The following is a 12,304-nucleotide window of genomic DNA, read 5'->3' as shown; positions in this document are numbered from 1 at the left end:
CAGAGTTAATTCAGGTTGTTGACCGGCACTGGCTCGGCAGTGAGGTGCTGCGCGCTGACGGTTTGTGTCGGTACGCTGTTGTTGAGCGCTTCGAGGCGGATCAGGCGGTTGTTGACGAAGCCGAACAGGGTGTAACCAACGATCGTGGCCACGCCGCCCAGCATCAGCGCCTGTTCACCGGAGCTGTACAACGCCAGGTAGCTGTAGGCCGCCGCGATCAGGGCGATGACGTTGGTCGCCAGTGCCTTGCCTTCCGGCACGTTGGAGACTTTCTGCATGGTCATCAGCGCGGCCATGGACAGGATGTACGGCACAAGGTTAGTGACCACCGCGAGGTTGACCAGGGTGTCGAACTGCTTGCTCAAGTCGGGGCTGATGGTGAGCAGGGCCAGCGCGGTCTGTGCCGCCAGCAGCACCAGCATGCCGACAATCGGCGTTCCCGCTTTGTTGCCCTTGGCAAAGATCGGCAGGAAGTAACCGGTGTCCGCCGAGCTTTTGTACACCTGGGCGATGGTGAACTGCCAACCCAGCAGCGAACCGATGCAGGCGAGCACCATGGCCGCCATCACGATGTCGCCGACCATCGGGGTGAACATCTTGGCGAACACCAGGCCGAACGGCGCAGTGGACGCGGCCAGTTCTTCGTTGCCGACGATACCGAAGATGACGTTGGTGGAGACGATGTAGATCACCGCTGCACCCAGGGTGCCGCCCAGCACGGCAATCGGTACGTTGCGCTCAGGGTTTTCCACCGCGTCGGTGTTGGCGCAAGCCGATTCCAGGCCAAGGAAGGCCCACAGGGTAATTGCCACCGAGGCGCCTGCCGCTTCGAACCAGCCTTTGTCGTGGGGGTTCCAGCCAGCGGCGTATACGCTGCTGTCGAACCAGAACCAGCCCACCGTTGAGACCAGCACCACCGGTGCAATCACACCCCAGACCGTCACCGCGCCGATACGGCCGGTAATGCTGGCGCCGCCAAAGTTGGCGAAGGTGGTGATCCACAACAGGGCAATAGTGGCCAGGCCTACTTGCAGTGAGTCGAGTTCTATCCCGAACAACACCTGGATATAACCGACCGCTGTAATACTGATCGCCACGTTGGCTATCAACAGCGAGAGGCCGTAGGTGTAGTTGGTGATGTAGTTACCTGCTTTACCGAAGGTGTATTCGGCATAACCGCCCATGCCGCCGGTCTTGCGGCTGAGCATCCCGCATCGCGCAAAGGCGTACGCCAGAGCGAGGGAGCCGGTGGCCGTTATCAGCCAGGAGAGGATCGAAATTGCACCGACTTCCGCGAGTTTCGTCGGTAGCAGCACAATGCCTGAGCCCAACATGTTGACCGCAGTCAACATTGTCAGTTGCCCCACACTCATTTTCTTTGCGACTGACATTCCGTTGCCTCACTTAGTTGGCGATTGAGAGTCTTAGCTATAGCAAAGGATTGAAAACTCGCAAGAAATAACGTCACACATCTCGTTTTCGCACTAATTTGCAAAAAAGGCACGATGCTGGCCCCCAAGTTTAAAAATCCTCAGCAAAATTAGTTCATTTTCAGCTAGTTAAACAGGTCAAGATGCGCAAGACATGGATCGCGTTAATGCCGTTAGTTATCGCGGGTGTAGCCCATTCGGCTCAAGCCAAAGAACTGGCCACCCATGATCAATACATGTGCAGTTGGGGGGCGGGAACCGCCGCAAGGGCACAGGAGCTCAAGCTTTCAGGCGTTTCTCTGTACGCCGCACGCCAAAAAATCCAGGTCTACAAGTTTGCAAAATCCTGGATGCGCATGATGGCACTTGGCATTACAGAGCAAACTTATGACAGTCCGTCGCGATTCAAGCCGACTGCTGTACGCCAGAGCTTTTATGAGGACTGCGTCAGGTACAAGTTGGCGCGTAAATAAAGTAGAGGGGGCGCTGGTCGGATCGACCGCGAGGTGGGGCTGCGACGACTATATTGATTGACCATCCCAGCGACCCGATGGGGTGAAAACCGGTTTTTTACAACTCAATCAGGAGGTCATCATGAGCCAGATCGATAAAGTGTTGTACACCGCCCAAACCCACACCACCGGCGGGCGTGACGGCGCGTCCCGCAGCTCCGACGGAATCCTCGATGTGAAGCTGTCGTCCCCGGGCGCGGGTGGCGGTGGAACCAATCCGGAGCAACTGTTCGCTGCCGGGTGGTCCGCCTGTTTCATCGGCGCCATGCAAGTTGCAGCCAGGGAAATGAAAGTGGCGTTGCCCAAGGATGTGGCCGTCGATGCCGAGGTTGATTTGGGCACCAATGAAGGCGGCTATCTGCTGCAGGCGCGGCTCAATGTCAGCCTGCCGGGGCTGGACCGTGAAACCGCACAAAAAATCGTCGACACCGGGCACCAGTATTGCCCGTACTCGAAAGCCACGCGCAACAACATCAACGTGGTGCTCAAGCTTGTTTGAGTTGACGTGAAAAGGACTCGTATTCACTGAAGATCAAACTGTGGGAGCGAGCTTGCTCGCGATGGCGGAGTGTCAGGCGACATCGATGTCGAATGTTCCTGCCTCATCGCGAGCAAGCTCGCTCCCACAGGTCCTGTGTTTTAAATGACGAAGCAATCAATTCATCTTGCTGTGATCATGCATCATCTTGCTGTGATCCATGGTGTTAATCGCCTTGGCAACGGCTTCAATCTGAATCGACTCTTTCTCGCCCTTGGCGTCTTCCACGGTCAGGGTCAGTGGCACCTTGTCGCCTTCCTTGATCTGACCTGTGAGATTCATCAGCATGATGTGATAGCCGTTGGGATTGAAGCTCACCGGCTTGCCGGCTGGCAGCGCAACGGACGGCACCTGCTGCATTTTCATCACGTCGTCTTTCATGCTCATTTCATGAATCTGCACTAGCTTGGCAACCGGCGTTTGCACGCTCAGCAACTTGCTGTCGCTGCTGGCGGTGACGGTCATGAAGGCGCCGCTCGACGGCTGGCCGGCCACGGTGGCGCGTACCCAGGCGTCGTCGACCCGGGTTTGTGCCGATACCTGAAAGGCCAAGCCGACCAGGGACAAGCCCAGTGCCAGTTGCTTGCAACTTTGCACGAAGCGTTTTTTAGCTTGCGGGGCATTCATTTCAGCAAACCTCCATCACGGTGAGCAGGTCTTCTGCGCACTCTTTGGCCGTCAGGGACGCGGACAGCCCCAGGCGCAGATTGCCCCGGGAGTCGAAGACAAAACTGGTCGCGGTATGGGAGAGGGTATAGGTATCGCCGCTCGGGACTTTTTCAAAGAACACGCCGAATTCCTTGGCGGTGGCGGCGGTTTCTTCAAGCGTGCCGTACAGGGCTTCGAAACTCGGGTCGAACGCCTTGACGTACTGGTCCAGCAACTCTGGCGTGTCGCGTTCAGGGTCCAGGGTGATGAAGATAACCTGCAGCCTTTCGCCATCGCGCCCCATCAGCTTCTTGGCCTGCGCGGCGCGGGCCAGGGTGGTCGGGCACACGGCCGGGCACTGGGTGAAACCGAAGAATACCATCGGCATCAGGCCGCGATAGCTGCCTAGCATCCTGGTTTCGCCTTCAGGGTTCTTGAGCTTGAAGTTACGCCCCATGATCTTGTCGCTGAGGTCCTTGCCGTAGTTGAACGACAGCTTGCTGCTGTCGTCGCAACCGGCGAGCAGGCCCAGGCTCAACAGGCTCATGCCTTGCAGGACAGTCCGGCGGGTATACAAAGTACTCATGAAAAAAGCATCCTGTTGAACAGGCTGAAATGACAGCGTGATGACTGTACAGACGAAAAAATCGCGGGGATGTTAACAAACTGTGCCGGTGTCGGAGGGGCGGATACGACCATTGGACCGGCGTACAGGCGTGACATAGTGTCGCGCCGGCAGGCCGACACCTGTGGCGAGGAAGCTCGCCCCCGTTGGACTACGAAGTAGTCCCGATCCAGGCAATGCGGTTTGTCTGAGTAACCGCGATTGCAGGGTTCAGGGTCGCTGCGCGACCCAACGGGGGCAAGCCCCCTCACCACAGGCAAGCCCCCTCGTCACAATGTTTCGGTCGGGTTCAGCGACGCAGTTGCGCGCAATGATCCTGTTCCGGTTGCGCGGCGGTGTACCACACGTAATCCGCATTCTCGGCGGTCACGGTCTTGCCCGCTTCGGCCAGGATCAGCACCGCATTCCCTTCACCGGCACCGAGGTCTTTCAGGTGCAGTGGCACCCCCAGATCCTTGCGCACGTGGAAGGCACCGGCCAGCAGCAACGCCGGCGTCGGTGCGGCTATCAGGCGCTGGGCCATGCGCCGGTCACGCTGTTGTTGCACGGCGAGCATTGCGGGCATCTGCGCTTCGGGCAGCAGGCCGCAATGGGATTGGCGGATGTCATCCAGCAAGGTCGCCCGCACCTGTTGGGTGGTGGACGCTTGCCCCGTAAGCACCGGGCGCTGTTTGTAGATCTGCATGATCTGCGCGCGGTCCAGGTTCGCCGCCAGCAGCGGATACGGTTGCCGCAGCGCGTAGGTGACGAGTGCGCCATAAACACTCCAGTCCCAATTGGCCTGCCAGGCCAGCGCCGTGAACGCATCGGCCGGTGGCTGGCCCGCGCGGGTCACGGCTTGCGCGGCATCGACCCTGGCCTGTTGATCGGGGTTGAGCATCTCCATCAGCAGGCTGCCCTGGGGGCGTTGTGTCGCCAGTTCGCGCAGCAGCCACAATTGCAGGGCGTGGTGGTCCGGGTTGTCGTGCTGTTCACCGACCAATACCCGAGGCACTACGGCCAGGCGTTGGACAAGTTCTTGCGGCGTCAGCGTACGGCCCGTGGCGAGTTCGCGGATGACTCCGAGGTCGGCGTGATCACGGCCGTGCGGGGCGATCGGCGCCGGCAGTGGTGTGACCTGATGGATTTGGCAGGCAGCCAACAGGCTGAATGCACAGAGCAACAGAAAGCGCATCGGTTTTCCTTATTGGACAGGTGCCCCCTCGATGACAGAAGAGGGAGCGGCATCAGCGCGCGATGATCAGCGGGTGCCCGCGTTCCGGATGCTGGTGAATCAGCACTTGTAGCCCATACACCGCCGCCAGCGTTTCGGTGGTCAGCACTTCTGCCGGTGGACCGTAGGCGTGGGGCAGGCCCTGATGCAACAACAGTAGTTGATCGCAGTAACGGGCGGCCAGATTGAGGTCGTGCAGAATCACCAGCACGGCGACCCCGCGCTCGGCGAAGTCACGCACGGCTTGCAAAATGGTGTGCTGATGCAGCGGATCGAGCATCGACGTCGGTTCATCGAGCAGCAGGGTTTGCCCCTCGGCACCCGGCCAGAGCTGAGCGAGCACCCGCGCCAGATGCACGCGCTGGCGTTCACCGCCGGACAGGGCCAGGTAGCTGCGTCCGGCAAGATGAAGCGCATCGGCGGCTTTGAGCGCCTCGTCGACGATTTCGGCATCGCGCACGCGGCCGCTGGCGTGAGGCAAGCGACCCATGCCGACGATTTCATTGACCGAAAACGCAAAGCTCAGGCTCGAACTCTGCGGCAGCACGGCCAAGCGCTTGGCCCGTTCCTGTCCCGGCCAGTCGGCGAGTGGACGCTCGTCGAAGCTGACCCTGCCTTCACTGGTCGCCAGCTCACCACACAAAGCGGCGAGCAGGGTGCTTTTGCCGGCGCCGTTCGGCCCCAGCACACCCAGCACTTCACCGGGGCGCAACTCGATATCGATGTTGGTCAGCACCGTGCGCTTGCCACGTTGTACCAGCAGGTTGTTTGCCCGCAACATCAGGAGCGTCCTCGCACCAGCAGATAAAGAAAGAACGGAGCGCCGATCAGTGCAGTCACGATACCGATTGGCAATTCGGCTGGCGCCAACAACAAACGCGCCGCCAGATCGGCCAGCAACAGCAGGCTGGCACCGGCCAGCAACGACGCAGGCAGCAACACCCGGTGATCCGGGCCGACCAGCAGGCGCATCAGATGCGGCACCACCAGGCCGATGAAACCGATCAGCCCGGCCGCCGCGACTGCCGCGCCGACGCCGAGCGCCGTGCACAACACCAGCTCAAGTTTGATCCGCTCGATGTCAAAACCCAGGTGACGGGCCTCCGACTCACCCAGCAGCAATGCATTGAGCGCCGCCGCCCTGCGGGGCAACCACAACGCCACGCCCAGGGTGACGATCAGCAACGGCCACAAGCGCGGGTAACTGGCACCGTTGAGGCTGCCCAGGTTCCAGAACGTCAGGGTGCGCAAGGTGGCATCGTCGGCCAGGTAGGTGAACAGCCCGACCCCGGCACCGGCCATGGCCGTCATCGCCACACCCGCCAAGAGCATGGTGGCAACGTCGGTTTGCCCGTTGCGACGACCGAAGCGATACACCACCGCCGTGACGATCAGGCCACCGGCAAAGGCGCACACCGATAGCAAGTAGGGTTCTATCACAGGCGGCAAGCCACCGAGCAGGCTGCCGCCGACGATGGCAAGGGCGGCACCGAGCGCAGCACCGCCGGACACACCGACCAGACCCGGATCGGCCAAGGGATTGCGGAACAACCCCTGCATCGCCACGCCGGACAACGCCAGTACCGACCCCACGGCGATGCCGAGCAAGCTGCGCGGCAGGCGAATCTGCCCGAGGATCAACTCCGCCTGCTGCGTGTCACCACCGTCAAGTGGCAACCCGAGCAGGCGCATCCCGCCCAGCAAGGTATCGCCCAGGGGCAGGCTGACCGGTCCGAGGGCCAGGGACAGCCAGAACACCAGCACCAGCAACAGCAGCAAAAAGATCAACGTCGGACGCGGCCGAAAAATGGCCGTCATGGGCTGATCCCGGCGGTCTGCGCTTTGGCGTCCGGGTAGAGCGCCGTGACACAGGCCAGCAGTGTTTTGATACGCATCGGGACTATTCCTTAGCCGATCAGAGGGGGGCAGGTATCGAAACTTTCGTAGCGGGTGATGATGCCATTGACGCGCGGCTTACGCACACGCCACGGGCGAGCGCCTTGAACCAGATGTCCATCCAGCGCCAGCTGCGCAGTGCTTCGGATCATGAGAAGAACTTGTGATCATCACGATTAAAATGAGTTTGTCTCACTCGCTGACACTGTCGACAATGGCTCCCATCGAACGCATTGGAGTTATTTGACATGGCTGTGGCCCATTCCCTTGGTTTTCCGCGCATTGGTCGCGACCGCGAACTGAAAAAGGCTCAAGAGGCGTTCTGGAAGGGCGAACTCGACGAAGCCGGTCTGCGCACCGTGGGCCGCGACCTGCGCAAGACCCACTGGGACTTGCAGAAAAAGGCCGGCATCGAGTTGCTGCCGGTCGGCGACTTCGCCTGGTACGACCAGGTCCTGACCCACTCGTTGATGTTCGGTGTGATCCCTGAGCGATTCCGCCCGCACGATGGCAAGGCCAGCCTGCAAACCCTGTTCGGCATGGCGCGCGGTGTGAGCGACAGCTGCTGCGGCGGCGCGCATGCCCAGGAAATGACCAAGTGGTTCGACACCAACTATCACTACCTTGTCCCTGAGTTCAGCGCCGATCAGCAGTTCCAGCTCGGCTGGGACCAGTTGTTCGAAGAAGTCGAGGAAGCCCGCGCACTGGGGCACAACGTCAAGCCGGTGATCATCGGCCCACTGACTTACCTGTGGCTGGGCAAGGCCAAGGGCGTCGAATTCGACAAGCTGGAGCTGCTGGATCGTCTGTTGCCGTTGTACGGCCAGATCTTCCAGCGCCTGGCGGCACAGGGCGTCGAGTGGGTGCAAATCGACGAGCCGATCCTGGTGCTCGACCTGCCGCAGGACTGGAAAAACGCCTTTGAGCGGGCCTACAACCTGATTCAGCGTGACCCGTTGAAGAAACTGGTCGCCACGTACTTCGGTGGGCTGGAAGAAAACCTGGGCCTGGCCGCCAATCTGCCGGTGGACGGCCTGCACATCGATCTGGTGCGTGCGCCTGAGCAGTACCCGACCATCCTCGATCGTCTGCCGGCCTATAAAGTGCTGTCGCTGGGCCTGGTCAACGGCCGTAACGTCTGGCGCTGCGACCTGGAAAACGCGTTGGCCACCCTGCAGCATGCTCATGAGCGTCTGGGTGATCGGCTGTGGGTCGCGCCATCCTGTTCTCTGCTGCACAGCCCGGTTGATCTGGAGCGTGAAGACAAGCTCGATGCCGAACTGAAAAGCTGGCTGGCGTTTGCCGTGCAGAAGTGTGAAGAAGTCGCGGTGCTGGCTCAGGCCGTCAACGAGCCGGAAGTGCCGAAAGTGCTTGAAGCGCTGACCCAAAGCCGCGCCGTGCAGGCCAGCCGTGCTGCGTCGCCACGTATCCATAAACCGGCCGTGCAGGCGCGAGTGGCCGCCATCACCGCCAAGGACAGCCAGCGTCATTCGCTGTTTGCCCAGCGAATCGAGAAACAGCGCGCCGGCCTGAACCTGCCGCTGTTCCCGACCACCACCATCGGTTCGTTCCCGCAAACCGCGTCGATCCGTCTGGCTCGCCAGTCGTTCAAGCAAGGCAAGCTGACCGAAGCCGAATACACCGAAGCGATGCACAGTGAGATCCGTCACGCCGTGCAAGTGCAGGAAAACCTGGGCCTGGACGTGCTGGTGCACGGTGAAGCCGAGCGTAACGACATGGTCGAATACTTCGCCGAGCAACTTGACGGCTATGTGTTCACCCGTTTCGGCTGGGTCCAGAGCTACGGCTCGCGTTGCGTGAAACCGGCGGTGATCTTCGGTGACCTGAGCCGTCCGAAAGCCATGACCGTGGAGTGGATCCGCTATGCCCAGGGCCTCACCGACAAGGTGATGAAGGGCATGCTGACCGGTCCCGTGACCATGCTGATGTGGTCGTTCCCCCGCGAAGACGTGACCCGCGAAGTGCAGGCTCGTCAACTGGCCCTGGCGATCCGTGATGAAGTGGTGGACCTGGAAGCCGCCGGGATCAAGATCGTGCAGATCGACGAAGCCGCATTCCGCGAAGGCCTGCCGTTGCGCCAGGCGCAGTGGCAGCACTACCTGGACTGGGCGACCGAAGTGTTCCGTCTGTGCGCCTCCGGTGTGCGCGACGAAACCCAGATCCACACCCACATGTGCTACAGCGAGTTCAACGATGTGATCGAGTCCATCGCCGCCATGGATGCCGACGTGATCACCATCGAAACCTCGCGCTCGGACATGGAACTGCTGGACGCGTTCGAAGCCTTCGCCTACCCGAACGAAATCGGTCCGGGCGTGTATGACATCCACTCGCCAAGGGTGCCGGACTCCTCGGAAATGGCCAACCTGCTGCGCAAGGCCGCCAAGCGTATTCCCGCCGACCGCCTGTGGGTCAACCCGGACTGCGGCCTGAAGACCCGCGGTTGGCCGGAAACCGAAGCGGCGCTGGTGCACATGGTCAACGCTGCGCGTCAGCTGCGTAAAGAGTGGGCCTGACGCTGTATTGGGTGCACCACTGAAACCTGTGGCCTCATCGCGAGCAAGCTCGCTCCCACAGTGATTTGTGTGGTTCGCAGATTTTGCGTACAGCCACTGAACCTGTGGGAGCGAGCCTGCTCGCAGAGGCGGAATGTCAGGCGAAATCGATGTTGAATGTGCCGGCCTCATCGCGAGCAAGCTCGCTCCCACAGTGATTTGTGTGGTTCGCAGATGTTGCGTACAGCCACTGAACCTGTAGGAGCGAGCTTGCTCGCGATGGCGGAATGTCAGGCGAAATCGATGTTGAATGTGCCGGCCTCATCGCGAGCAAGCTCGCTCCCACAATGATTTGTGTGGTTCGCAGATGTTGCGTACAGCCGCAGAACCTGTGGGAGCGAGCTTGCTCGCGATGGCGGAGTGTCAGGCGACATTGATGTTGAATGTGCCGGCCTCATCGCGAGCAAGCCCGCTCCCGCAGGGATGTTCGGCGGGGCAAGAACTGTGTGCGATATTAAAGCCACTCAGCGCCGTGGCTCGGCCACCAACAGCAATGACTGCGGCACGGGGCTTTGCGGGTGCTGTGGCTCCTGCAAGCCAGCCAATACAAAGCCGGCCATGTCCAGTGCATTCAGCCAACTGGACAGGGTGCGGAAATACCATGGCATGGGCTGCCACTGCCCCTTGAAGCCAGAGAAGTTCTCTTCCCGCCAGCCATCCTGGTAGTCGCCCGCCGCAGCCGCCCACGGGTGCAGCGTCTGGATCAGCAGCGCGCCACCCGGGGCGAGCCGGGTGTTCATGGCGGCGAGCAGGGGGATGATGTCCTGATGCAGCAGGGCGAAGTTGGCGCAGATCAGGTTGTAGTCGCGGCCGATGTCGACTTTCGCTTCAGCCAGTTGTTCATAGCTCGCCAAATGCACCCGCGCAGTGCCCGCCGCCCGTGCCGCCTCCACCAGCGTCGCATCGCCATCCACACCGACCGCATCGATGGCCCGGTCTGCCAGCGCACGCAACAACCAGCCTTCACCGCAACCCAGGTCGAGCACACGCTCGGGCTGGCGACCCAGCACCGCCAGCAGGATGGCCTGGTCGGTGACCTTGAGGCGGCTTTCGATGGTGCCGCTGCGTATGGCGTCGATCCAGGCCCGGGCGTTGTGGTGCCAGCTGTCGAGGAGGGTGGATTCGGGGGCTGACATGGTCGATGTCCGGCGTGATGGGTTGGATGAAAGGATAGGGCAACAGAAGACTTACGGTGGAGCCGGTTTTACCCGGCACCACCGATAGCACAGCAAAGGATGGACCCGCGGCTAGGCGCTTTTGGTAGCTGCCAGATGATAGGCAACCAGCGCATTGGCGTGACCATGACCCATTCCGTGTTCGGTTTTGAGCCAGGCCACCATCTCCATGTGTTTCTTGTCGCTGACAGACTTGAGCAGGTCCAGCCAATGGCTGATCGGCTGCCCGTACTTTTTTTCAATGGATGGGAAGTACGAAGCCGGTCCTTTGGTTTTTGTCTCTTCGGTCACGATGCAAACTCCCTTTTCGATTTTCCAGGTTCGAAAACAGCACCGGTTACGTTACTTATTTGCCGTCAACGCGTCCATCGTCCGGGCGGTTGATGTTGAAGCGGGGCGGGGCAAATGTTCTCAGTAATTCATCCCGTCATCGATCGCGAGGCCTTGGGCACGCATGGCCTTGATCAACTCACCACGGGTGCCGGGCAGGTTGAGCATGGTCTTGGCGCGCAATGTCATGACTTCTTCGGCGGTGTAAGGCTGATAATCGGCCGGCATGCTGCTACCTGCCATGCCGTCTTCGCGCAACAGCCAGTTGAGCAGGTCCGCCAGTTGTGCGTTGTTCAGCGCTGACTGCGACATGCCCGGCACCCGCACGAGGAATTCGCGGCCACCGGGCACTTTCAGGAAATTGCCGACGAAGTCTTTCATCCGTGGCGTGTCGTTGGCGGCCGAACCCGTGCCGTCGCCCAGGTGGCAACCGGCGCATTGCAGCTGGTAGTTCACGCCGACGCTGTAACCGGCCTGGGCAATCGGGGTTTGAACGTCTTCGTTGCCCGGCGCATGGCTCTGCGCCGGGTCGGGAATGGCCCGGGCGAAAGCGAGCGGGGCGCTCAGGGCGCAGACGAGACCGAGCAATATCAAACTACGCATGTAATCCAACTCCGCTGATGACCGGTTTGGCACCTGTTGTAGGAGCGAGCTTGCTCGCGAAGAACTCAAGGGCGACGCGTTAAACCAGATAGCCCGCGTTATCGTTGACGTCCTTCGCGAGCAGGCTCGCTCCTACAGGTACACACACACAAAGCAGTAAAAAGAAAAGCAGCCACAGAAAAAAAAGCGCCGATTGCGCGAGCAACCGGCGCAAAGCGCGTTCTTTAAACGGCGACGCCGCGGATGACCGAAACGGTGCAGTGGTAGATGTGCGATTTGGCGGCCAGGCACCAGTTCACATCGTTGTTGTTGAACGGGCGGTAGGCCGGTTCTTCACTGTCGTTACGGGTACAGGCGCACTGGGCGCAACTTTGCTTACCGCAGCAGTCGTTGTACGAAATGATGTAGTCCTTGCCGTCGGCCGGGTTGCGGCAGGTGCCGATCCAGGTCACTTGCGAGGCTTCGGTGCCTGGTGGGCAGGAGGTCACCGACCCGCCGCAGCAGCTGCACAGAAAGCCGTCGATGGAGCAGTAGCGCCAGTAGTCGCAGGTGTTCGGATCGCCCGGGTCGCCGGCCTGCGCAGGCTCCGCGGCCAGGGCCTTGTTGGTGCGGTCCAGCGGCAGCAACAGTGGCAGGGCGGCACCGGCCACCATCAGCGAACCCATGCGTGCCAGCAGTTTGCGGCGCGAAGTGGTGTCGGCGACACGGCGGGACGAACGCTCAAACAACAGATCCAGCAGTTTCATAAAGGTCTCCCT

The 12,304-nt window shown here is 60.9% G+C and carries 14 protein-coding genes; 3 read left to right on the top strand and 11 right to left on the bottom strand.

Going from position 1 to position 12,304, the window contains the following annotated elements; translation table 11 throughout:
• Positions 1-5 precede the first annotated feature (5 nt).
• The gene (gene potE / locus AC1RP7_RS02690; protein ID WP_057715429.1) at positions 6-1,391 is read right to left on the bottom strand and encodes a putrescine-ornithine antiporter; all 1,386 of its coding nucleotides are present in this window, start codon (positions 1,389-1,391) and stop codon (positions 6-8) included.
• A gap of 182 nt (positions 1,392-1,573) precedes the next feature.
• Between potE and AC1RP7_RS02685 the strand changes: the two genes are divergently transcribed.
• Positions 1,574-1,903, top strand: coding sequence for a hypothetical protein (locus AC1RP7_RS02685; RefSeq protein WP_218498448.1), 330 nt, complete (start codon positions 1,574-1,576; stop codon positions 1,901-1,903).
• Between the two features lie 121 nt (positions 1,904-2,024).
• Entirely contained in the window at positions 2,025-2,441 is a 417-nt protein-coding gene (locus AC1RP7_RS02680) for an organic hydroperoxide resistance protein (protein ID WP_046040328.1), read from the top strand.
• Positions 2,442-2,597: 156 nt separating this feature from the next.
• Here AC1RP7_RS02680 and AC1RP7_RS02675 read toward each other — a convergent pair whose 3' ends face one another.
• The 6 genes from AC1RP7_RS02675 to AC1RP7_RS02650 form a co-directional block, all read right to left on the bottom strand.
• Positions 2,598-3,107: a copper chaperone PCu(A)C gene (locus AC1RP7_RS02675; protein ID WP_493182454.1), complete on the bottom strand. Its 510-nt coding sequence runs from the start codon at positions 3,105-3,107 to the stop codon at positions 2,598-2,600.
• A 1-nt stretch (position 3,108) separates the two neighbouring features.
• The gene (locus AC1RP7_RS02670) at positions 3,109-3,714 is read right to left on the bottom strand and encodes an SCO family protein (protein WP_493182453.1); all 606 of its coding nucleotides are present in this window, start codon (positions 3,712-3,714) and stop codon (positions 3,109-3,111) included.
• A gap of 328 nt (positions 3,715-4,042) precedes the next feature.
• Complete coding sequence (locus tag AC1RP7_RS02665) at positions 4,043-4,927, bottom strand: ChaN family lipoprotein (protein WP_057715425.1); 885 nt, start codon at positions 4,925-4,927, stop codon at positions 4,043-4,045.
• 52 nt (positions 4,928-4,979) lie between these two features.
• The gene (locus AC1RP7_RS02660; protein WP_493182451.1) at positions 4,980-5,747 is read right to left on the bottom strand and encodes a heme ABC transporter ATP-binding protein; all 768 of its coding nucleotides are present in this window, start codon (positions 5,745-5,747) and stop codon (positions 4,980-4,982) included.
• Positions 5,747-6,730 carry a FecCD family ABC transporter permease gene (locus AC1RP7_RS02655; protein ID WP_191628283.1) on the bottom strand — a complete coding sequence of 328 codons (984 nt, stop codon included), beginning with the start codon at positions 6,728-6,730 and terminating at the stop codon, positions 5,747-5,749. Before AC1RP7_RS02655 ends, AC1RP7_RS02660 begins: the two co-directional genes overlap by 1 nt.
• Positions 6,731-6,873: 143 nt before the next feature.
• Positions 6,874-7,014, bottom strand: a complete 141-nt coding sequence (locus tag AC1RP7_RS02650; RefSeq protein WP_429522037.1) for a hypothetical protein — start codon at positions 7,012-7,014, stop codon at positions 6,874-6,876.
• A gap of 96 nt (positions 7,015-7,110) precedes the next feature.
• On the opposite strand from AC1RP7_RS02650, the gene metE reads away from it, so the two are divergent.
• Complete coding sequence (gene metE, locus AC1RP7_RS02645; protein WP_493182449.1) at positions 7,111-9,399, top strand: 5-methyltetrahydropteroyltriglutamate--homocysteine S-methyltransferase; 2,289 nt, start codon at positions 7,111-7,113, stop codon at positions 9,397-9,399.
• A 503-nt stretch (positions 9,400-9,902) separates the two neighbouring features.
• Here the strand turns inward: metE and AC1RP7_RS02640 are convergent.
• The 4 genes from AC1RP7_RS02640 to AC1RP7_RS02625 all read right to left on the bottom strand — a co-directional run bounded on the left by AC1RP7_RS02640 (position 9,903) and on the right by AC1RP7_RS02625 (position 12,292).
• Entirely contained in the window at positions 9,903-10,574 is a 672-nt protein-coding gene (locus tag AC1RP7_RS02640) for a class I SAM-dependent methyltransferase (RefSeq protein WP_493182448.1), read from the bottom strand.
• A 111-nt stretch (positions 10,575-10,685) separates the two neighbouring features.
• Entirely contained in the window at positions 10,686-10,904 is a 219-nt protein-coding gene (locus AC1RP7_RS02635; protein ID WP_057715420.1) for a DUF4287 domain-containing protein, read from the bottom strand.
• A 120-nt stretch (positions 10,905-11,024) separates the two neighbouring features.
• Positions 11,025-11,546: a cytochrome C gene (locus tag AC1RP7_RS02630; protein WP_493182446.1), complete on the bottom strand. Its 522-nt coding sequence runs from the start codon at positions 11,544-11,546 to the stop codon at positions 11,025-11,027.
• Positions 11,547-11,770: 224 nt separating this feature from the next.
• Positions 11,771-12,292, bottom strand: a complete 522-nt coding sequence (locus tag AC1RP7_RS02625) for a methylamine dehydrogenase light chain (RefSeq protein ID WP_493182444.1) — start codon at positions 12,290-12,292, stop codon at positions 11,771-11,773.
• Positions 12,293-12,304: the final 12 nt, after the last annotated feature.

The sequence above is a fragment of the Pseudomonas sp. GW822-FHT01E03 genome, assembly GCF_058802985.1.
Note: the sequence above shows the minus strand (reverse complement) of the source record. Positions and strands in the feature narration are given on the sequence as shown.